Annotated in this window: 17 protein-coding genes; 7 read left to right on the forward strand and 10 right to left on the reverse strand. The window is 61.0% G+C overall.

The genetic code is table 11. The annotated features are described in order from the left end of the window. Positions 1-98 precede the first annotated feature (98 nt). The 5 genes from BLS41_RS09325 to BLS41_RS09345 form a co-directional block, all read right to left on the reverse strand. The gene (locus BLS41_RS09325; RefSeq protein ID WP_083379945.1) at positions 99-1,415 is read right to left on the reverse strand and encodes a c-type cytochrome; all 1,317 of its coding nucleotides are present in this window, start codon (positions 1,413-1,415) and stop codon (positions 99-101) included. Between the two features lie 10 nt (positions 1,416-1,425). Continuing rightward, a complete protein-coding gene (locus tag BLS41_RS09330; protein ID WP_074764044.1) occupies positions 1,426-3,030 on the reverse strand; it encodes a GMC family oxidoreductase in 1,605 nt (534 codons plus the stop codon). 52 nt (positions 3,031-3,082) lie between these two features. Continuing rightward, positions 3,083-3,679, reverse strand: coding sequence for a sugar dehydrogenase complex small subunit (locus tag BLS41_RS09335; protein WP_074764045.1), 597 nt, complete (start codon positions 3,677-3,679; stop codon positions 3,083-3,085). Positions 3,680-4,252: 573 nt separating this feature from the next. Then, on the reverse strand, positions 4,253-4,693 hold the full coding sequence (locus tag BLS41_RS09340) for a cupin domain-containing protein (protein WP_074764046.1): 441 nt from the start codon (positions 4,691-4,693) through the stop codon (positions 4,253-4,255). A 4-nt stretch (positions 4,694-4,697) separates the two neighbouring features. Continuing rightward, the gene (locus tag BLS41_RS09345; protein WP_074764047.1) at positions 4,698-5,378 is read right to left on the reverse strand and encodes an FMN-dependent NADH-azoreductase; all 681 of its coding nucleotides are present in this window, start codon (positions 5,376-5,378) and stop codon (positions 4,698-4,700) included. Between the two features lie 206 nt (positions 5,379-5,584). On the opposite strand from BLS41_RS09345, the gene BLS41_RS09350 reads away from it, so the two are divergent. The 4 genes from BLS41_RS09350 (at position 5,585) to BLS41_RS09365 (ending at position 10,640) form a co-directional block, all read left to right on the forward strand. Further along, positions 5,585-6,022, forward strand: coding sequence for a MarR family winged helix-turn-helix transcriptional regulator (locus BLS41_RS09350; protein WP_074764048.1), 438 nt, complete (start codon positions 5,585-5,587; stop codon positions 6,020-6,022). Positions 6,023-6,154: 132 nt separating this feature from the next. Further along, positions 6,155-7,663, forward strand: coding sequence for an efflux transporter outer membrane subunit (locus BLS41_RS09355; RefSeq protein ID WP_074764049.1), 1,509 nt, complete (start codon positions 6,155-6,157; stop codon positions 7,661-7,663). Positions 7,664-7,705: 42 nt separating this feature from the next. Continuing rightward, on the forward strand, positions 7,706-8,959 hold the full coding sequence (locus tag BLS41_RS09360) for an HlyD/EmrA/EmrK family protein (RefSeq protein ID WP_074764050.1): 1,254 nt from the start codon (positions 7,706-7,708) through the stop codon (positions 8,957-8,959). Positions 8,960-9,077: 118 nt separating this feature from the next. Continuing rightward, positions 9,078-10,640, forward strand: coding sequence for a DHA2 family efflux MFS transporter permease subunit (locus tag BLS41_RS09365; RefSeq protein WP_074764051.1), 1,563 nt, complete (start codon positions 9,078-9,080; stop codon positions 10,638-10,640). 41 nt (positions 10,641-10,681) lie between these two features. Here the strand turns inward: BLS41_RS09365 and BLS41_RS09370 are convergent, their stop codons facing one another. After that, entirely contained in the window at positions 10,682-11,755 is a 1,074-nt protein-coding gene (locus tag BLS41_RS09370) for a DNA-binding protein (RefSeq protein ID WP_074764052.1), read from the reverse strand. Positions 11,756-11,930: 175 nt separating this feature from the next. Here BLS41_RS09370 and BLS41_RS09375 point away from each other — a divergent pair, with 175 nt between their 5' ends. Further along, the gene (locus BLS41_RS09375) at positions 11,931-13,175 is read left to right on the forward strand and encodes a tyrosine-type recombinase/integrase (RefSeq protein WP_074764053.1); all 1,245 of its coding nucleotides are present in this window, start codon (positions 11,931-11,933) and stop codon (positions 13,173-13,175) included. Positions 13,176-13,407: 232 nt separating this feature from the next. Next, positions 13,408-13,887, forward strand: coding sequence for a hypothetical protein (locus tag BLS41_RS09380; protein ID WP_253189640.1), 480 nt, complete (start codon positions 13,408-13,410; stop codon positions 13,885-13,887). A gap of 81 nt (positions 13,888-13,968) precedes the next feature. On the opposite strand, the gene BLS41_RS09385 is transcribed toward BLS41_RS09380, so the two are convergent. From BLS41_RS09385 to BLS41_RS38965, 3 genes are all read right to left on the reverse strand, one after another. Beyond that, a complete protein-coding gene (locus tag BLS41_RS09385) occupies positions 13,969-16,254 on the reverse strand; it encodes an LPS-assembly protein LptD (protein ID WP_074764055.1) in 2,286 nt (761 codons plus the stop codon). Between the two features lie 152 nt (positions 16,255-16,406). After that, positions 16,407-16,796 carry a hypothetical protein gene (locus BLS41_RS09390; RefSeq protein WP_074764056.1) on the reverse strand — a complete coding sequence of 130 codons (390 nt, stop codon included), beginning with the start codon at positions 16,794-16,796 and terminating at the stop codon, positions 16,407-16,409. Continuing rightward, positions 16,789-16,965, reverse strand: a complete 177-nt coding sequence (locus tag BLS41_RS38965; RefSeq protein ID WP_171910173.1) for a hypothetical protein — start codon at positions 16,963-16,965, stop codon at positions 16,789-16,791. Before BLS41_RS38965 ends, BLS41_RS09390 begins: the two co-directional genes overlap by 8 nt. 345 nt (positions 16,966-17,310) lie before the next feature. Here BLS41_RS38965 and bamA point away from each other — a divergent pair, with 345 nt between their 5' ends. Beyond that, positions 17,311-19,620, forward strand: a complete 2,310-nt coding sequence (bamA, locus tag BLS41_RS09395) for an outer membrane protein assembly factor BamA (protein ID WP_074764057.1) — start codon at positions 17,311-17,313, stop codon at positions 19,618-19,620. Positions 19,621-19,721: 101 nt separating this feature from the next. Here the strand turns inward: bamA and BLS41_RS09400 are convergent, their stop codons facing one another. Then, complete coding sequence (locus tag BLS41_RS09400; protein ID WP_074764058.1) at positions 19,722-20,318, reverse strand: ATP phosphoribosyltransferase regulatory subunit; 597 nt, start codon at positions 20,316-20,318, stop codon at positions 19,722-19,724. Positions 20,319-20,806: the final 488 nt, after the last annotated feature.

Here is a 20,806-nt window from a genome sequence, read left to right on the forward strand (position 1 = left end):
CTGCTGGTGATTACCTGTTGCCTGTTATTGCTTTGCCCACGCGACGCGTACGGATCGTGCCGACAGCACGAAACGGACGCACCGCGCGGGTACCGCGCTCAGCGCATTTTTGCCACGTTCGCCGCGGTCGTCGTGGCGGCCGGGTTGCCGAACTGCGTGGACAGGAAGTTCACCAGCGTGGCAACGTCGGCATCGCTCAACTGATCCGCGAAACCGGGCATGGCGACGTGAACCTGGTTGGTCTGGCGGCTCACGCCGTGCAGCACCACCATGGTCAGATTGTTGGGCGTCGCTGCGCCGAGGGCGGTATTGTGCAACAAAGACGGATAAGCGCCAGCGGAATCGCCACCCACGCCCGTGCCTTGCCAGCCGTGACAACTCGCGCAATTGCCGTTGTACAGCGTGCGGCCGTCGGCGGGAGCGCCGCCGCCCAGCACCGTCAAGGCCTGATTGCGGATCTGGCTGACCGACTGGATCGGCGAACCGAACGAGAAGCGCGGCTGCGTTTCACCGTTGTTGTGCGCCGGGACCGTGCCCAGGAAAACCGCCATCGCCTTCAGGTCTTCTGGGGTGAGAAAGCGGGTGCTGTTCTCGACGACTTCGGCCATCGGACCCGCGGCGTTCGCCTTGCCGGGCGCTGCACCGTCACGCAGATACGCGATCAGCTCATCCTGGCTCCAGCCGCCGATACCGGCGTTCTTGTCCGGCGTGATGTTGAACGCGGTCCAGTTGCCCAGTTCCGCGCCCGCCAGCGACTTGCTCGACAGACCCTGCATGAAGTTACGCGGCGTATGGCACTCCTGGCAGTGCGCGAGCGCGCCGACCAGATACGCGCCACGGTTCCACTCCGCGCTCTTCGTCGGATCTTCCTGGAAGCGGCCCGAACTGAAGTTGAACAGGTTCCAGAACATCATCGCCCAACGCTGGTTGAACGGGAACGACAGCGTATTCTCAGGCGCGGGCTGCGCAATCGGCGCGACCGTGCGCAGATACGCGCGAATCGCGAGGATGTCCGCGTCGGTCAGTTGCGTGTACGACGTGTACGGCATCGCCGGATACAGGCGCTTGCCGTCCTTCGACTTGCCCTCACGCACCGCGCTGATGAAATCCGCGTCGCTCAACTGGCCGATGCCGTGCACCGGGTCCGGCGTGATGTTGGTCGAATAGATCGTGCCGAACGGCAGATTGAACGGCACGCCGCCCGCGAACGGTTTCGCCTTGTTCGACGTGTGGCACGCGATACAGTCGGCCGCACGCGCAAGATATTCGCCGTGCTTGATCTGCGCGGCGTCGTCGGCATGGGCGAGGCCGGTGAAAGCGAAGCTCGCGAGCGTGGTCAAAGCGGCCGACGGCAGCCATTTCAGCAGCACCTTGCGAAGCACATTGATGCCGCGTTGAGGTTGTGTGTTTGTCATTGTCCGCGCCTCACGCATGCTTCATTTCATCGATCAACTTGTCGGCCAGACGCATCGACAATGCGGCCAGCGTCAACGTGCAATTGACCGTGCCCGCGCTCGCCATCGTGCCGCTCGACGCGATGAAGAGGTTGTGGTGATCGTGCGAACGCAGATCCTTGTCGACCACCGAGTCGCGCGGATCGTTGCCCATGATCAGCGTGCCCATGATGTGGTTGTTGTTGAAGTACGTATCGTCGAAACGCACTTCGGTGCCGCCGAACAGGCTCGCGATATTCGCGTAGTGGCCGCGCGCAACCTTGGCTGCACGGTTGATGTAGTCGTCGATGTGGTAATGCACTTCCGGGCGCGGAATGCCCATCTTGTCCTTGAACTCGGTACTCGCGGTGATGCGGTTTTCCGGGTCCGGCAGGATGTCGAAGAAGCTGTTCACGACGACCCAGCGCGAGCAGTATTCGCGAATCTTTTCGTCGAGTTCCGCACCGTACACGCCCTTGCCGATCAGGTAATCGGTGACTGCGCGCATCGGCGAATAATTGCCGACGTTGATTTTCATCGACGAGTATTCGGAACGCGTCGGACCGTCGCGCAGATTGTTGATGCACGACAGACGCATCGGGCCACGGCCCGGCCACATCGGCTCAGCCGAGAGGAACGTGACCGACGTGCCGGGGTGATCCATCAGATTGCGGCCCACCTGGTCCGAGCTGTTGCCGATACCGTTGGCGAACTTGTCGCTCTTCGAGATCAGCATCAGTTTCGGCGTTTCGATCGCGTTCGCCGCGAGCACGAAAATCTTGCCCGTCACGCGATGCGTCGTGCCGTCCGGGTCCTTGTAATGCACCGCGACGATCTGCGCGTTCGCGTCGTGTTCGATGCGATAAACCACCGCGTTCGCCAGCAGACGAGCCTTCGCGGCTTCGGCTTTGCGGATCGCGGTTTCGCCGGTGTACTGTGCCTCGATCGGGCAGATCGGCATGCAGTTGCTGTTGCCGCAGCACGCGGGGCGGCCGTCGAACGGCGCGGTGTTGCGCGCGGCCGGTTCGGTCACGTGCGCATAGCCCGCCTTCTCGACCACTTCCTTGAAGCGCCGGTCGAAATCCGACAGCGGCAGCGCAGGGTGCGGGTAGGGCTTCGAGCGCGGCGAACCGAGACCTTCATCGGGACCGCCAACGCCCATTTCGACTTCGGCCTCGTAGTAATACGGCTCGATGTCGTCATAGCTGATCGGCCAGTCGCGGCCTACGCCGTACAGGGTCTTCAGCTTCATGTCGTTCGGCAGCAGGCGCCACGATTGCGCGGACCAGTGCCACGTCGTGCCGCCCACCATCCGCAGATAACCGGCCTTGTACGGCTCCGGCCCACGCTGGATCAGGTAGTCGTTATTCGGCGAGTACTGTGGATGCGGCGCGTGTTCAGTCGGCGGATACGGCGACTGGAAGTCGGACTTGAACGGACTGTTGCGATAGTTCTCGACGACGCGCCAGCGCTCGATGCGCGGACCGGCTTCGAGCATCAGCACGTCGATGCCGGCTTTGGCGAGTTTTTGCGCGATCTGCCCGGCGGCGATCCCGGCGCCGACGATCACGACGTCGGCAGAGTTATTCGATGGCATGGCGGTTCAGACTGGAAGGGGGGATCGGGGTTGCGTGATCACGATGACGCGATCACGACTGCGACAGGCGCGGCGGTTGCGCCCAGTAGCCCGGCACGCCGCGCGCAAAGCTCGGCATCACGATGACGTCGGCGATCGGCGGATACATCAGCGCCTGCTCGTAAGCGACCGTGCGCGCCTTCGCGCCGGTGCCGACCACGCCGAGGTACCACGCGGGCATGACGCGTTTCGGCACGCTCGCGAGCGTGGGCTGGCTGCTGTCGAGCACCTGTTGCAGGCCGTTCGCAGGCGTCTTCGAACTGGCGACGAAGTCGTTCAACTGCGTGACCTGCTGCGTGAAATGCGGATCGCCGTCGACGAGGCCCGCGAAAATCGCATGACCGATTTCGACGTCGAGCGAAGTCTTGCCGGTCAGGTATTGCGACAGACGCATGAACGCCGCGAAGTCCGCATCACTAGCGCCGGCGGGGGCATTTTGCGCAAGGGCGCTGCCGAGACCCGGCAAGCCGGTATGTCGCGCGAGGCCGACGAGGCCTGCTGCGGCGACGATCGCGGAGCCGAAAATGAACTGTCGACGCGAAGGCGTAAACGACAATGAGGACGAAAGCGAAGGCGACTGCGATTTGCCCGAGGACTCATTCTTTGGCATTTCGTTTTTCTCGTGAGGAAGGTGGTGTCCGTAGCACTGGTGCGATGCATCGACGATGCTCGACACCTGGCCGGACGACGCCGCAATTCAGGCCATCGGTCAGCAATGGACAGCCCGACTAGCAACGCATTCACCTGAATGTTCTTATCAGATGCCTACCCGGATCGCGGTCGTCACGGTGGTTTAACTGGTTAGTACACGGAAGACCGGCGGCATTCTACTTCAAGCGATAAATTGATGCATCTGGCAAATCGGGAAATTATTATTGCTATCTCCGTAAAAATACAGCGGTGTATCTAAACGATTGATGGCTTGCGTACTCACGCTATATGGAGGAGCCCTTGGCGCGCAATAGCTGGAAAATCCAGTCTAGGAAAAAAACGGGCGCTATGGCAACTTTCGACGCGAGAATAAAAAACAACGGATTCGACTGTTGTTAGAGTGACGTGAAAGCCCGTGCGAATGCGTGGGCGAGGGGGATGCGGGCAACTAGCCAAAGAAAAATCGGGACGCGTAGTGCGCCCCGACATTAATCCGCGTTTGAAACTGAAGTCATTGCGACTTCAAATACGGTTATTTTTTATCGAACGTGACGAGGTTTTTATCTTTCGTGTCGGCCACGAAAATGGCGAGCAATTTTGCGGGTTCGGTCGCGCTCGCATTTTCACTAACCGTGTGATGAACGCCCGGCTTCTCGGTCCAATATTCGCCCGCGTGATAGACGCGCTCTTCGCCATTGTTGACCTGGCTGCGGATCGCGCCCGACAACACATAGCCCACCACGAAAGCCTGTCCGTGACGATGCGACGGCGATTTGCCACCCGGCGCGTAGTCGACGACCAGCGCGGTCATGGTCTTGCCCGGCACGTTCGCGATGGCTTCGGCGAACGCAGGGGTGATCGTTTCGCGAGCAACCGCCGCGCTGGCCGGCTCGTCCGCGAACGCAGCGGGCGCTGCACCGGCGAGAGACAAACTCGTCAACGTAACCGCTGCGATAAATGTGCGCATGTTCATCGCGTTACTCCTCACAAGCCGTCATGGCTTCGTTGTTCGCTTCGGTGCTCCTGACCGATTGAGCCCAATCCGCCGCCACCGTGTCCAGTTCGCCGCGCGCCCGCTCCAGCGCCTCGGTACGCGCTTCCGGGTTCGCAAACTGCAGCGGCTGCGCGTCGACGAAAGCCGGATCGGCGACGCCGAGGAAACCGAACGCCGCTTTCAATGCAGGCGTGAGTGCGTCCATCGACGAATATTGGGTGCCCGGACGCAGATCCGCGCCGCGGCTCGTGATGAACAGCACTTTCTGACGGCCGAGCTGGCCGACCGTGCTGCCGTCTTCGGCGAAAACGTAGGTGAGGTTGGTACGCGTCACGCTGTCGATGAAAGCCTTGAACGCCGACGGCATCGACCAGTTGTACATCGGCATCGCGAACACGAACGCGTCGGCGGCGAGCAGGCGCGCGCACAATGCATCCGACGACGCCAGCGTTGCCTTCATCGCGTCCGTACGCTGGTCGGCGGGCGTATAGGTTGCAATCGCAAATGCTTCGGTGACGTGCGGCGGGGTATCGACCGTCACATCCAGATAATCGATTTCCAGATCGACGTGCTGGTCGCGCAGACGCTCCAGAAAATAACGGCTCAATGCGCGGGAGTTGGACCGCTCGCGCTTCGCGCTGGCATCGACGTGCATGATCTTCATGATTTCCGTCCTTCCGATAGTGATTTGACCTGACCGCAGATTAGTCGCTTGAGTGGCTTTGTTAAATGACCGGTTTCGGTTAATTTCAGGTGACCACTTGGGAGAGCCCGAACGAGTGCCGCAAATGAAACACAGAAGTGCGGCAATCGATTTTGACAATATCTGACTTTGCAGATAAAGTTCCGCCCATCAACCTGGAGGCTTCGATGAACCACTACTCGCCGGAAAATTTCAGCCTGACGCAGAGCGTGGGGTTCTCGATCACCAAGGCACGCAACGTGTTGATCACCGAGATGGATGCGGCGCTCAAGGAACTCGACATCACCAGTCAGCAGATGGGCATTCTGTTGTCGTTGGCTCGTGAGCTCGCGACCACGCCGTTCGAGTTGTCCCGGCTGCTTGGCATCGACACCGGCCTGATGACGCGCATGCTCGACAAGCTCGAAACAAAGGGCCTGCTGGAACGCTCGCGCAGCGTCGAAGACCGCCGCGTCGTCAACCTGACGCTGACGAAAGAGGGGGCCGCCGTCGCCGCGCAAGTACCGGAAATCGCGCCGGGGGTCCTGAACCGGCGCCTGAGGAAATTCAGCAAAACCGAATTCGAGGAATTGCGCCGCCTGCTCAACAAGTTTCTCGCCGACTAGACGAAGCGACAGAAAGCACCGCAAGGCAACACCAGGCAACGCGATCAGGCCCGACGCGGGAACGCGAAGCAGGGCAACCCGCTGTGACTATCCACAGCGTTTTTAACATCCAATTATCTGACAGGTCAGAAAATGAAATCACAGTTAATCAGGCAGGCAGCCGGGCCGCGCGTCGCGAAGGCCGGCGTGACGGTGATCTTCGCGGCGGTGCTGTCGGCCTGTGCGAATTACGCCGGCATTTCCAGCGATAAACAGATGGCGCAGCCGCAGACCTACGCGACTCAACAAAGTCTTCCGCAAGACAACGGGCATTGGCCGGCTGCCGATTGGGCCGACCAGTTCGGCGACGCTCAACTGAAAGATCTGCTCGCGGAAGCGCTGAAGGGCAACCCGTCGATCGAACAGGCAAGGGCGCGAGTCGCCGCCGCTGCCGCCTATAGCGACACGGCCAAAGCCAGCACGATGCCGCAGGTCGGCGCGACTTATTCGTTCACGCGACAACAGTATTCGAGCACCGCGCTCGTGCCGCCGCCGTATGCCGGTTCGTGGCAGTCGGAGAACAAAGGCCTGCTTTCCGCTTCGTACGATCTCGACCTGTGGGGCAAGAACCGCGAGGCGCTGAAGGCGTCGTTGTCGCAATTGCAGGCGAGTCAGGCCGACGCCGAAGTGGTCAAGCTGTCTCTCACGTCGGCCACGGCGCGGGCGTACAACCAGCTTGCACGGCTCTACGCGTTGCGCGATATCGCCCAGCAGGAAATCACACAGCGCGAACAGATCGACCGCATCACCGCGCAGCGCATTGCCAACGGGCTGGACACGCAGGTCGAGCGCAAGACCGCGCAGGCCAATCTCGCGACCAGCCACGCGACGCTGGCGGCAATCGACGGCAGCATTCTCACCACACGCTATCAACTGGCCGCGTTGCTCGGCGCCGGGCCGGATCGCGGTCTCGCAATTGCGCGGCCTGCGATGGGTGTCGGCGATGAAGTGCATCTGCCGGACAACCTGCCTGCCGATCTCGTGAGCCGCCGTCCCGACCTGGTCGCCGCGAAATGGCGCGTCGACGCGTTGACCCACGACGTGAAAGAGGCGAAGGCCGAGTTCTATCCCGACATCAACCTGAGCGCGGCGATCGGGCTCGACGCGTTCGGCTTTGGCCGCTTTTTGACCGCGGCGAGCCGGACGGCGTCAGCGGGTCCGGCGATCCATCTGCCGATCTTCGACGGCGGCCAGTTGCGTGCGCAGTTGAAGGGCCGTTATGCCGATTTCGATTACGCCGTCGCCAGCTACAACCAGACGCTCGTCACCGCGCTGTCAGAGGTTGCGACGCAACTCGCGCAGATCCGCTCGACCGACCAGCAACTCGGCGACGCGCAGGCCGCGCAAGACGCCGCCAGCAGCGCCGATCAGTTGGCGCTGACGCAATACAAGGCCGGTCTCACGAATCAGTTGACCGTGCTGAACGCCGACACGACCGCGCTCGCCGCCGATCAGCAGGTCGCCAATCTCAGGATGAACCGGCGCGATCAGCAGATTGCGCTGGCGGCGGCGCTCGGCGGCGGTTATGTCGATGGCGACGACCCCGTGGCGAAATCCGCGCAATCCGCGCAATCCGATCAACCCGTCGTCGCCGCGCGCTGAGACGCGCCCGCGACATCCACACAGTCAGTCAGGAGCCAGAAAATGAGCGATACGATCGATACGGTCCGCACGAAGGAGCCCGCGGATCACACCCAGGATGCGGCCAGTCAGGCGCAGCCGTCCACGAAACGCAAAGTGCTGCTTAGCCTGCTCGCCGCGAGCGTAGTGGTGGCGGGCGCGGGTTACGGCGCGTACTACTTCACGGTGGGCCGCTATCACCAGTCCACCGACGACGCGTATGTCAGCGGCAACCTCGTTCAATTGACGCCGCAAGTCACCGGCACCGTGATCGCGGTGAATGCCGACGACACGCAGATCGTCAAACAGGGCGCACCGCTCGTCACGCTAGATAACGCGGACGCGAAAATCGCGCTGTCGAACGCAGAGGCGACCCTCGGCCAGACGGTGCGCCAGGTCAGCGGCCTCTACGTGAACAACGACTTCTACGCGGCGACGGTCGCCCAGCGTCAGTCCGATCTCGCCCGCGCGAACGACGACCTCAAACGCCGTCAGGCGGTCGCCGACACGGGTGCCGTGTCCGGTGAAGATATCGCGCATGCCCGCGATGCGGTCAGCGCCGCGCAAGCCGCACTCGACGCCGCCCGCCAGCAGGCCGAAGCCAATCACGCGCTGACCGACCGCACGTCGATCGAACAGCATCCGAACGTGCAGGCCGCTGCATCGAAAGTGCGTGACGCCTACCTGAATTACGCACGCAACACGTTGCCCGCGCCTGTGACCGGCTATGTCGCGCGGCGCTCGGTGCAGGTCGGTCAACGCGTCGCGCCGGGCACGCCGCTGATGGCAATCGTGCCGCTCGACGGCGTGTGGGTCGACGCGAATTTCAAGGAAGGCCAGTTGACCCACATGCGCATCGGCCAGCCGGTCACGCTCTCAGCCGACGTGTACGGCTCGGGCGTCAAGTATCACGGCCGGGTAGTGGGCTTTTCAGCGGGAACGGGCTCTGCATTCGCCGTGCTGCCCGCACAGAATGCAACGGGCAACTGGATCAAGGTCGTGCAGCGGTTGCCCGCCAGGATCGCACTCGATCAACGCGAACTGGACGCGCATCCATTGCGGATTGGCCTGTCGATGCAGGTCGATGTCGACACGCACGAAGAGTCGGGCGCGCAACTCGGCGCGGCGGTCAATACGTCGTATCGCACCGACGTGTTCGCGCAATACGGCGATGAAGCCGATGCGGAGATCGCGCGCATCATCGCTCAGAACATGCCGGCGACGCGTGCAACGGTGGCTGGAACGCCCGCGAAAAATGCGCTACGTAAAGCGGGCTGATAATCGCAGATGCAGATTTAGCTCTTGCAGCAAGCAAAAATCTCAGCAACACGGGTCATATTTTTTGCCCATTTAACTGATAAGTCAGATATTTTTACCTTTGTCGACAGGTGACGAAATGAATGGATCGGGCAACGCAGCCACGCTGCCGCCTTTGACCGGCGGCAAGCTCGTGCTGGCAACCGTGGCCGTGGCGCTGGCTACGTTTATGAACGTGCTGGACTCGTCGATCGCGAACGTGGCGATTCCGACGATTGCCGGCAACCTGGGCGTCTCGGTGGACGAGGGCACGTGGGTGATTACGCTGTTCGCCGCCGCCAATGCAATCTCGATTCCGTTGACCGGCTGGCTCACGCAACGTGTCGGACAGATCAAGCTGTTCGTCTGGGCCATCCTGCTGTTCGTGCTGTCATCGTGGCTGTGCGGGATCGCGCCGACGCTGCCGATACTGCTCGGTGCGCGCATTCTGCAAGGCGCAGTGGCGGGCCCGCTGATTCCGCTGTCGCAGGCTATTCTGCTGGGCTCGTATCCGAAGGAAAAAAGCTCGCATGCGCTGGCGTTATGGGCGATGACCGCCACCGTCGGCCCGATCGCCGGCCCGGCGCTCGGCGGCTGGATCACCGACAGCTATTCGTGGTCGTGGATTTTCTACATCAACATTCCGGTCGGCCTGTTTGCCGCGAGCGTGACGTGGGCGATCTACCGTACCCGCGAAACGCCGACCAAGCGCTTGCCGATCGACAAAATCGGGCTGATCTCGCTGATCGCGTGGGTTGGCTCTCTGCAGATCATGCTCGACAAGGGCAAGGATCTGGACTGGTTCAACTCGCCGGTCATCGTCGGATTGACCGTGTTCGCCGCGATCAGCTTCGTGTTTTTCGTCATCTGGGAGTTGACAGAAAAGAACCCGATCGTCGATCTGAAACTGTTTGGGAAACGGAATTTCCTCGGCGGCACGATTGCGATTTCGGTCGCCTATGCGGTGTTTTTCTCGAACCTAGTGCTGTTGCCGCAATGGATGCAGGGCTACCTGAATTACCGTTCGGTCGATGCAGGTCTTGCCACGGCGCCGCTCGGTATCTTCGCGGTGATTCTCGCGCCGGTCATGGCGAAGATCATGCCGAAATCGGACGCGCGGGTATTGGCGACGCTGGCGTTTCTCGGTTTCGCGGGCGTGTTCTTCATGCGTTCGCACTACACCACGGGCGTGGATACGTGGACGCTCGTTCTGCCGACGTTGCTGCAAGGCGTTCCGACTGCGCTGTTCTTCGTGCCGCTGACCGCGATCATTCTGTCGGGTTTGCCGGCGGCGAGAATTCCGGCTGCGGCGGGGCTGTCGAATTTCGCCCGCGTGTTTGCGGGCGCGGTGGGGACCTCGCTGGCAGCAACGGGATGGAACGACCGGACCATCCTGCATCACGCGCAACTGGCCGAGCAGACGAGCGTCAACAATCCCACGTTCGTAGCCGCGCTGGATTCGCTGCAACACTCGCTGGGCGGCAGTGCATCGCAGGCCATGGCGTACTTCGAGCAATCGATGAACGCTCAGGCGGCCATGCTCGGCCTGAACGATATTTTCTGGCTGTCGGCGGTGATCTTCGTGCTGATCATTCCGCTGATCTGGGTGACGAAGCCCGATCACTCGGCCTCGTCTGCGGCAGCGGGCGCGGGTGGTCATTGAACTGGCGGCGGCAAGCGCAGACGCCGGTCACGGTTTGCGCGTCACGGCTTCTGACTGGCCGGGCGCTTCACAAACGGTCCGCCTGAAAAATCAATCGACGCGCGGTTTTGCGCATCGCCTTTGACGCGGGAGCGGCGCACAAGGTGAGGGTGAGGGCGACCGTGTGCCGCTCCGGCCCGCGCCGCTTCGAGTTGCTGCGACACGATTTCAACCCGCTGACGAAGCAGATCGCTTGCGCTCAGCCGCTCGGCAAGCAACGCGTCTTTCTCGACGATTTGCGCGTCGCTCGCCAGACACCGTGCCGCCGACGCCGCCAGTTCGGCTTTCGTGGTGGCAAGTGCGTCCCGCAAAGCATCGCGTTCGGAACGGTGCTCGGCCTCCAGCAACGCGGTGCGCTCATTAGCTGCCTGCAACTCCTTGCGCATCCGGGACGCCGCCGCCCGTTCGCTCTCGATTTCGAGCAACGCCCGCTTTTCAGCCGCCGCGAGCCGCTGCTCGTTCTGCTCGTGCGATTGCCGAAGTTTCGTCAGTTCGTCAGCGAAATCGCGCCTTGCATCGGCCAGCGCGACGGCTCCCGCCGCGATTTCTTCCTTCGATAACGCCAGTTGCTTCGTCAACATGTCGTTGGCGGTTTGAAGCTCGACCAGACGAGCCTCAAGTCCGCCAATCTGCTGACCGAGCGCGACGGCGTTGTCCGCCGCGCGTTCGGCTTTCGACGCCGCTTCGTCGCGTTGCGATTCTGCGTCCAGCAGGCGTTCACGGGCGGCGGCGAGTTCAGCCTGCACATCCTGACGGAACACGTCCAGACCGGCGTTCGCGGCATCGCTCGACAAGCGCCAGAGGTTGGCCGCCAGTTCACCGGCAGCAGCCGCGACTTCAGCCGGCAAATCCGGGCGTCCGACATCGACCCGGGTTTTCTCGCGGACCTCGACCCAGAAATCGCGCAGCGCCTTGGCCGGCGCGCTCATGCTGCCTTTGCGCACCAACTGGTAAAGCCGGTTGGCCGTCGGCGTTTCGCCGTACCGGAAGAACATCAGCGCGCAAACCTCGCGATATAGCGCCTGCGTGTCGGACGCGTGTTCGCGAACGGCTTCGATGTCGGATTCGAGGGTCATGGTCTTGGTAGCCGGGTGTAAAACGTTGATATGTTGATAATACAACGTATTTTATAAAAATCATTACCCCATGTGTTCTGATACACGACATTAGTACTATAATGTCGTGTATTGTGTTTTATGGTCTAATCTGACGTTTTCGCCGCGTCTTCAAGCCCTCTGGAGCCTCCAAACCGTGTCCAACGCCCAGCTCGCCACCGTTCAGCCCGTCGAATCGCTTGCTGTGCCGGAAAGTCTCGACGGCCGCGACGGCACCAATCGCGGCGCGATCGAAAATTCGCAACTCTCGGCCCGCAACGATCTGGACGCGGTCCGCGCATGGCTGTCGAATTACGCAGAAACCAAAACCACCTTCGACAACTACCGCAAGGAAGCTGAGCGCCTGCTGCTGTGGGCGGTCGTGCAACTTGGCAAGCCGCTGTCGTCGCTCACGCATGAAGATCTGCTGCGGTTCAAGATTTTCCTGACCGACCCCGAGCCGGCCAGCCGCTGGGTGTCGGCCAACGGCGGCAAATATCCGCGCAGCGACGAACGCTGGCGTCCGTTCAACGGGCCGCTGTCGCCGGCCAGCCAGCGTCAGGCGCTGATCATCCTCAATGCGATGTTCACGTGGCTGGTCAACGCCGGTTATCTGCGTGGCAATCCGATGGCGCTGTTACGGCAACGGGCCAAACGCTCGGCACCGCGCGTCACGCGCTATCTGTCGACTTCGCTCTGGGACGAGGTCAAGCTGTTCGTCGAGCAACTGCCGCAGGACACCGACGCCCAACGCGCGTACTACGCGCGCTGCCGCTGGCTGACCACGCTGTTCTATCTGCAAGGCATGCGCATTTCGGAAGTGGCCGGCGGTCAGATGGGTAGCTTTTTTAGACGCCTCGGCACGGACGGCAAAGACCAGTGGTGGCTGGAAACGCTGGGCAAGGGCGACAAGGAACGGATCGTCCCGGTGTCGGTGGAACTGATCCAGGAATTGCGCAGCTACCGCTTGTCGAATGGGCTCGCTGCCCTGCCCGCGCGCTCCGAAGAAACGCCGCTCGTGATTCCGTTCAAGGGCAGAAATCGCTGCCTGTCGCGCTCGGCGATTCACGACGCGATCAAAGGAATTTTCGGCGGCGCTGCGCTGTGGTTGCGCACGAAGGGCTCCGAATTCGCCGACCGTGCCGACGAACTCGAACGGGCATCGGCGCACTGGCTACGCCACACCGCCGGTTCTCATCAGGCGGACGGCGGCGTCGATCTGCGTACCATCCGCGACAACCTCGGACATGTGTCGCTGAACACGACCAGTCTTTACCTGCACACGGAAGACGATGTGCGGCATACGGAGACCGTCAAACGTCACCGTATGAACTGGGGCTCGCCCGAGACCGGTAACGATAAAACCCGTGACGACAAGACAGACGACGCCGAGTCCGCGTAATACCTCGTAATGTTTTCCGCTTGCCGAATCGCTGTTGGTCTATCAAGAACAGCGACCCGTGTCCGTTATTAGTAAGTCGCTCGACAAAAAATAACCAGACAAACGGGGAACACATTTGAAAACGCGATCAAAAGCGCTAATTGCTTCACTCGCATGCGCCGGCGTTCTGGCGGGATGCGCAACCAATGGCGAGGGCCTGCTGGTTGTCGATCCGCGAGTCAACGCGGCGCCGATGCAGCCTGAACCGGGCGTCGTGGTCGAAGAGGCCTATCAGCCGATGCCGACCGACGTCTATATCGCCAACGTCGCCGAGCGCGATGTTTTCGTTTCAGGCGGCAACACCTATTTCTGGGTCGTCGGACATGATGGCGTGCGGCATCGTCACTTGTACGCGCACGGCGATCATCGTGCGGACGTGTTTCGTCGCCGGGAAGAATTGCATCGGGTGATGGCGAATCATGCCGGACATTTGCCGGATCATGCGATCGCGGGGCATCCGCACTTGGAAGGTCCGGGCGCGCATGGCGGCCCGGAGATGCACGGTGGTCCCGAAATGCACGGTGGTCCCGAAATGCACGGTGGCCCTGCTCCTGCCATGGACGCGCACGGTCAGCAGAGACCCGGTCAGATGATGCCTGTCGCGCATGCGGCTCCGCCCGCCAGACCGGCGCCGGCAGCCAAGCCGTCGAAGCAGCCGCCCAAGAAGTCGTAATGACCTGACGACTTAGCGACGAAAGCCGCGGTAGTCAAAAAAGCCGGACCACAGAGTCCGGCTTTTTCATTTGCACTAGCGTCACGGATAGTCGCTAAAACGCGAGGTCGGCTCAGTCACCGTCGACGTCGGCGTATAACCCGGCACGTTCGCGCGGAACTGGTTGAGCAAGCCGTTATCGACCTGCGAAAAGCCCTTCAACTGAAGCTGCATCAACACACGCGTGCCCGAACTCGGCGATGTCGTGGAACTCGTCGCATTCGTGTACTTCTCGAACGCCACGCCCAGCGACCAGCAATCGGCGTCGTACTGCAAACCCAGCAAGCCTGCGATCAACCGATGCGCACTCATGTCGTAATTGACCCGCGCGACACTCACCACGTTATGCGCGAGCGGCCACTGCCCTGACACGATGAACTGGTTGACCGGCTGATAATCGAGCGTGGTATTCGCACGGGTATAGCGATACGCGACATTCAACACATGCTGCGCGGCGGGCGCCCAACCGAAACCGGCCTCCGCATGCGACAGATAATGATCCGCCTGGTTATATTCCACCGCCTGTTCTGCGGAGAAATTCCCGCCCAACTTATAAGAGGCGCCGACGATCACGCCGGTACGCGCGACCGTGCTGATCGGATCGTCCGGTTCGAGCGTTACTTGCGGCGTGCGAAAGTCGTATTGCTGCGCGAGGATAAAGCGGGCTCGCTCGTCGCCAGTCGCAGCGTCGATGAAACGCGTGGTCAACGCGGCCGTCACGCGATTGGCGTCGGACACTCTGTCGTTGCCGACAAAACTGTTCGGCATGAACAGTTCAGTCAGACCGAAGTCGGCGGTCGCGGTATCGAATAGCGGCGCGAAGTTCTGATTGCGATACGGCGTGTACACATAGAAGAGCCGCGGCTCGAGTGTCTGGATATACGACTGCCCGAAGAGTCGCACACTGCGCTCGAACCGCATGCCTGAGTCGAGCGTGAAAGTCGGCACGTTCACGCTGAATGTTTTCGGCTCTCCGGCGGGCACGTCCGTGCCGATCGACGTCAGATCGTAAGCCGCGAAATGCCACGCGAGCTTCGGCGTAATAAACCAGCCAGGGCGCTCGATTGGATAGCTGACGTAAGGGTTGAAAACGAAACGATTACCCTGCGTCATGTCCGACGTTGAAATTGTGAAACGCGTGGCATCCGTTTCCGCGCCGAAATCGAATCCGCCTACGTCGTAGCGGGCATAACGAACGTTGAGCTGCGGCTCGCGGTTATACGTGTCGTCGCTCGAAAAAGATTGCCAGCGTTGTTCGCGAGCCAGCACCGTCCACGGTCCATTCGAATAGGTGAGCCCCGCTTCCTGCTGATACAGCGTGGTCGAGCCGGTGGGAAACGCCAACCCCGACGCCAGATCGGTCACGACCGTCGAATCGGAGACGCGGTTGTAATTCACGTACGCACCCAGACCCGAACCGAGATTCCAGGTCTGATTCAGCGCAATCGAATATCGCGCCGTGTTGGTAATTGCATCGTGCGGCAAGTAGGCGAGCGAGATCGTGCCGGAATCGTTCGGCTGCAGGTAACGGAAATCCGCCGTCAGCATTTCGCCTCTGCGCGACATGATGCGCGGCGTCAGCGTCAGATCGTAATTCGGCGCGAGGTCGAAGTAATACGGCAGCGAGATGTCCGCGCCGTTGGTCGAACTGAACGAAAACGTCGGCGGAAGAAGACCGCTGCGCCGTGCATTCGACAACGGAAACGACAGCCACGGACTCGCCAGCAACGGCACGCCCTGGAAGAACAGCACGCCATCGTGCGCAATGCCTTCGTCGTTACCGGTATCGATATCGAACTCGGAAGCTTTCAGATACCACGCCGGTGTCGCATCGCACTGGCAGGTGCTATAGGTGCCGTGATGCACGACCGTACGTTCGCTGTCGATCAGATCCGCGCGTTGCGCACTGCCCCACCCTCCGGTCAATTGAAAGCGGTACTTGGGCACGCTGATCGTGCCTTCGCTGGCATCCACGAAGAAATGGGCGTCGGGTCCTTCGAATACGTTGCCGTTATCGACCAGTTGCACGTGACCATAAGCATCGGCCTTATCGCTGTCGATGTCGTAATGCAACGCGTCGCCTTTCACGATCGACGCATAGCGCCGTAGTTGCGCGTGGCCCTTGAGCGAAACATCGGTGCCGGTGGTGGCGGTCATCGAATCGCCGATCGCTGCGGTCACGGGTTTGTCGCCCGCACGCAAAGGCTGTTCGCTCAATTGAGGCGCAAGCCGGAAGCCCCACACACCGTCGAGCGGTTCGGCAACGGCAGCCGCGCCGACCAGTTGCGCATGACCGGCTAGCGGCGCGCAGCCTGCCGCACACAGCATGAAATAAACGAGTGGCCTTAAACGCAAACGACGTAACGGAGGAAATACACTGCGTAATATCAAAACAGGTAATGACCGGAAAGAAAGAAGGACGCAGTGATGCGAAGAAAGGCCCGCGATGCACGCGTGAAATACGCCGTGCGCGCGTGAAATTACTGGAGGGTTACACCCTCGGCGTGCGACTCGTTTATCCCCGCCGCACCGCCGAGCGCCTGTAATAGATAAGGAATCTGTCCTGCCGGTAATGAGAACGACAGCCCCGCTGTGCCGGATAAACGGAAGCGGATCACGATGGTTTCCTGTCCGTTCAAACGACCGACCTCCCAGCCCTGGCAGTGCAGTGCGAAGCCCATTTCCCGATCGTTGTGAGCCACGCGGTCGGCGTGTTCGATTGCATTGGGGAGCGCCACAAGCAGGTCCTGGAGCACCGAGCGATGCACGGCCGCCGTGGGTTGATTGCCGTGAATCAGCAGATATTGGCCGTCAGCGGTCAATTGCATGTCGCTGATCGAATTCAACATGAAAGGCGAGACTTCAGACATGGTGCTTACCCTCCTCGACAGTCGCGTTGAAGATGCCTGCCCGCAACGGGCGGCTCGATATGTCACGCCGTGTAAGCAGCGACGCCATGGCCAGTCGCACGGAAAAAATCGGTGTTGAGCTGACGCGCAAGACTGCCGTAAGCACCGCCGGTGAAAGGTATTCAATCATGGTCACTTCTCCAAAAACGCAATACGCAGGTAAAGCAGGTCGCCGAATCGACAATTCACGATAGCAGCGCAAATGCGGCGCCGGGTTACACGCGTACTACGCTTGCCTGGGTTCTGTAACGCTTTATTTCGGCGCGGGCGCCGCAAACCTCGCCCACAGGCGCTTATGCGCGCTGCGCACCCTGACAGCCCTAATGCGCGGAAAGTTTTCAGTAACGAGAGACGGAACACCCGTCCCTATACTTCGCGCTTTCCAGAGCTTGGGGACGATCGTTTTGCTGACGTCACTCTTACTCTGGCGTTCCCGTTTGCGCTGCGCGCGCCGCATCAGGACTGAATACCCAAGATGAAATTACAGGTTTTAACGAGCCGGGTCGCCGGCGCGCTTTCGCTTGCCGGCCTCTCGCTGGCGACCGGGTCGGCCCACGCCGCACAGTCATTCGTCGTACAGGACATTCGCATCGAAGGGTTGAAGCGCATTGAACCGGGCACCCTGTTCGCCTATCTGCCGATCAAGCAGGGCGGCACCTTCGACGACGATAAGGCTTCCGAAGCAATCCGCGCGCTCTACGCAACGGGATTTTTCAACGACGTGCGCATTTCGACCGAAGGCAATGTCGTCATCGTGTATGTTCAGGAGCGTCCGGCAATCGGCACGATCGATTTCGCGGGTATCCACGAGTTCGACAAGGAGAACCTGACGAAAGCGTTGAAATCCGTTGGACTGTCGCAAGGGCTTTACTACGATAAAGCGCTTGTCGACAAGGCCGAGCAGGAACTGAAGCGTCAGTACCTGACGCGTGGCTATTACGCGGCTGAAGTCACGACGACGATCACGCCGATCGACCGTAATCGCGTAGCGATATTGTTCTCGGTGGCCGAGGGCCCCAATGCAAAGATTCGCCAGATCAACTTCATCGGCAATCAGGCGTTCAGTAGCGATACGTTGCGCGACGAGATGCAGTTGTCCACGCCGAACTGGTTCTCGTGGTACACGAAGAACGATCTGTACGCGAAGGACAAACTCACTGGCGACCTCGAAAACGTCCGCTCGTATTACCTGAATCGAGGCTATCTCGAGTTCAATATCGACTCGACGCAGGTCTCGCTGACGCCCGACCGCAAGGAGATGTACCTCACGGTCTCGCTGCATGAAGGTGAGCCGTACACGATTTCGTCAATCAAGCTGTCCGGCAATCTTCTCGCTCGCGAAGCGGAGTTGTCGAAGCTCGTGAAGATCAAGGCGGGCGAGCGTTTCTCGGCTGAAAAGCTGCAAGCGGCGACGAAGGCCGTCGTCGACAAGCTCGGCGAATACGGCTATGCATTCGCCACGGTCAACGCGTTGCCGAAGATCGATCAGCAACACCACACGGTGGATCTGACGCTCCAGGTGGACCCGAGCCGTCGCGTGTATGTGCGGCATATCAACGTGGTCGGTAATACGCGTACGCGCGACGAAGTCGTGCGCCGCGAAATGCGTCAACTCGAAAGCTCGTGGTTCGATTCGAACCGGCTGGCGCTGTCGAAGGACCGGATCAACCGCCTCGGCTATTTCACCGATGTCGACGTGACCACGGTGCCGGTCGAAGGCTCGGCCGACCAGGTGGACATCGACGTCAAGGTCAGCGAAAAACCGACCGGCGCCATTACGTTGGGCGCGGGCTTTTCGTCGACCGACAAGGTGGTGTTGTCCGCAGGCATTTCGCAGGACAACGTGTTTGGTTCGGGCACGAGTCTCGCCGTGAACGTCAACACGGCCAAAACGTACCGCACGTTGACCGTCACGCAGACCGATCCGTATTTCACCGTCGACGGGATCAAGCGGATTACCGAAGCCTATTACCGCACCACGTACCCGCTGTACTACAACTCCGATACGAGCTTCCGCATTCTCACGATCGGCGGCGACATTAAGTTCGGGATTCCGTTTTCCGAAACCGATACGGTCTATCTCGGCATGGGTCTCGAACAGAACCGCATCTCGACGGATTCGACGACGCCGCAAAGTTACCTCGACTACGTCAAGGAATTCGGCAATGTCGTGAATAACGTGCCGCTCACGGCAGCGTGGGCACGCGACAATCGCGACAGCGCCCTCGTGCCGAGCCGAGGCTATTTCCTGCAGGCCAACGGCGAAGTCGGCACGCCCGCAGGCGACACCGAGTACTACAAAGCCGACCTTCAGGCGCAGTATTACTACTCGTTCGCGCGCGGCTTCATTCTCGGCCTGAATCTGCAGGGCGGTTACGGCAACGGCTTCGCGGGCAAGGCTTATCCGATCTTCAAGAACTATTACGCAGGCGGTATCGGTTCCGTACGAGGCTATGAGCCGAGTTCGCTCGGCCCGCGCGACGCCAGCACCGGCGACCCGATCGGCGGCTCGCGGATGGTCGTCGCGAATATCGAAATGACGGTGCCGCTGCCGGGCACCGGATGGGACCGCACGCTGCGTGTATTCAGCTTCGTCGACGCGGGTAACGTGTGGGGCAACGAAGGCGACAGCGTCGGCGCGAATGGTTTGCGCTACAGCTATGGCGCGGGCCTCGAATGGATTTCGCCGATTGGTCCGCTCAAGCTGTCGGTCGGCTTCCCGATCGTCCGGCACTCGACGGATAAGTATCAGGTCTTCCAGTTCCAGATCGGTACGTCGTTCTGAACGACGCGGCACGCGGCGGGTGTATCCGCGAACGGAGACGGACCGCCTGGGCGAACAGGCTCGGGCAGTCCATCTCCGTCACCGCGAGATCATCGCGAGGGTCACGGCGACAAAGCAAGCCCTTGTGCTTCTATCGCAAGCAGCAAACGCTCTGCGCCTATGCCAAAACCCGCGCCTTCGCGATAAGCGCCGCCGCCCACCACCTGCTGTTGCGCGCCGAGTTCGGTGCAGCGCATTTCGAAGCCCCTACCCTCCAGGTAATAACTGAGTCCGCGTCGCGCCGCGCTGTCGGCGACGTACTGCACGCCGAGCGAATCGAGGAAGCCTGCCGCGATCGCCTGGCTGCGCACGCTGGCCTTCCCCGGATTTGCGCACAGGTATTCAAAGCCGAGTTGCACGAACTCGCGATATCGGCCGGCTTGCGGACGCTCATACCGATAACATCGCGCGATATAGAAGAACATGCGTTCAGCGCTTCTGCCGAGCAGCGCGTCGCGGCGCTCCTGGAACAGTGCGGTGGCTTCAGGAATCAGGCAGCAAGGCCGGCCTTTCTTGTCCTCAAATGCCCACATCTGGCCGATGACTTCACTGCCGCCAGCCTTGTCGATAAACGTATCCTGCCCCCACAGCGCGGGAACGATGGCCTCGTCGGCGCCAACCTCAATGAAGGTAGCTCCGGAAACGGCTTTCGAGTGCACGGAATCGCGCGGCTTCCTTGCCGACGATAAAACGGGTTCCACGAATCATGGTCATGGCTCAATCTCTCGCTGATAGAAATAAAAAAGGCGCCGGGGGCGCCTTGGTCGTTGTGCAGGAAATCGGCCCGGTACAGCCAGCCGGTTCTTTGCTATGGACGTAACGAACCACGGCGCAATGTCGAGCGGCCGTGATGGTGGTAACTGGAGAGCAGTACGTTACGGGGGTCCATAGCAGTGATGGTAGCGGCGTTAGCGCGGGTGCGGCAACTGCTGTTTTCACGGTTCCATCATTGATAGCTGGAACAATTCCGGGCAACCGTTTTGCGGCGCTTGAGTTTTTTGGCTCGCAGCTCCCCTCGGTCGAAAGCCCGCCCCCCACGTCAGCCGCCATCACGCCCCACAAACCGCCAATCTCGCCGCATTGCCCGCTAGAATGGCCGGTTTTGCCCGACCCGGACGCGCCACAAGGCAAAATACGGGTTTTGCGC

The sequence above is a fragment of the Paraburkholderia fungorum genome, assembly GCF_900099835.1.
Classification (GTDB): Bacteria; Pseudomonadota; Gammaproteobacteria; order Burkholderiales; family Burkholderiaceae; genus Paraburkholderia; species Paraburkholderia fungorum_A.

What these genes read in the sequence shown, in the direction of transcription:
- BLS41_RS09325 (WP_083379945.1), bottom strand. Translation starts at nt 1,415, where the DNA reads ATGACAAACACACAACCTCAACGCGGCATCAATGTGCTTCGCAAGGTG.
- BLS41_RS09330 (WP_074764044.1), bottom strand. Translation starts at nt 3,030, where the DNA reads ATGCCATCGAATAACTCTGCCGACGTCGTGATCGTCGGCGCCGGGATC.
- BLS41_RS09335 (WP_074764045.1), bottom strand. Translation starts at nt 3,679, where the DNA reads ATGCCAAAGAATGAGTCCTCGGGCAAATCGCAGTCGCCTTCGCTTTCG.
- BLS41_RS09340 (WP_074764046.1), bottom strand. Translation starts at nt 4,693, where the DNA reads ATGAACATGCGCACATTTATCGCAGCGGTTACGTTGACGAGTTTGTCT.
- BLS41_RS09345 (WP_074764047.1), bottom strand. Translation starts at nt 5,378, where the DNA reads ATGAAGATCATGCACGTCGATGCCAGCGCGAAGCGCGAGCGGTCCAAC.
- BLS41_RS09350 (WP_074764048.1), top strand. Translation starts at nt 5,585, where the DNA reads ATGAACCACTACTCGCCGGAAAATTTCAGCCTGACGCAGAGCGTGGGG.
- BLS41_RS09355 (WP_074764049.1), top strand. Translation starts at nt 6,155, where the DNA reads ATGAAATCACAGTTAATCAGGCAGGCAGCCGGGCCGCGCGTCGCGAAG.
- BLS41_RS09360 (WP_074764050.1), top strand. Translation starts at nt 7,706, where the DNA reads ATGAGCGATACGATCGATACGGTCCGCACGAAGGAGCCCGCGGATCAC.
- BLS41_RS09365 (WP_074764051.1), top strand. Translation starts at nt 9,078, where the DNA reads ATGAATGGATCGGGCAACGCAGCCACGCTGCCGCCTTTGACCGGCGGC.
- BLS41_RS09370 (WP_074764052.1), bottom strand. Translation starts at nt 11,755, where the DNA reads ATGACCCTCGAATCCGACATCGAAGCCGTTCGCGAACACGCGTCCGAC.
- BLS41_RS09380 (WP_253189640.1), top strand. Translation starts at nt 13,408, where the DNA reads ATGCAGCCTGAACCGGGCGTCGTGGTCGAAGAGGCCTATCAGCCGATG.
- BLS41_RS09385 (WP_074764055.1), bottom strand. Translation starts at nt 16,254, where the DNA reads ATGCTGTGTGCGGCAGGCTGCGCGCCGCTAGCCGGTCATGCGCAACTG.
- BLS41_RS09390 (WP_074764056.1), bottom strand. Translation starts at nt 16,796, where the DNA reads ATGTCTGAAGTCTCGCCTTTCATGTTGAATTCGATCAGCGACATGCAA.
- BLS41_RS38965 (WP_171910173.1), bottom strand. Translation starts at nt 16,965, where the DNA reads ATGATTGAATACCTTTCACCGGCGGTGCTTACGGCAGTCTTGCGCGTC.
- bamA (WP_074764057.1), top strand. Translation starts at nt 17,311, where the DNA reads ATGAAATTACAGGTTTTAACGAGCCGGGTCGCCGGCGCGCTTTCGCTT.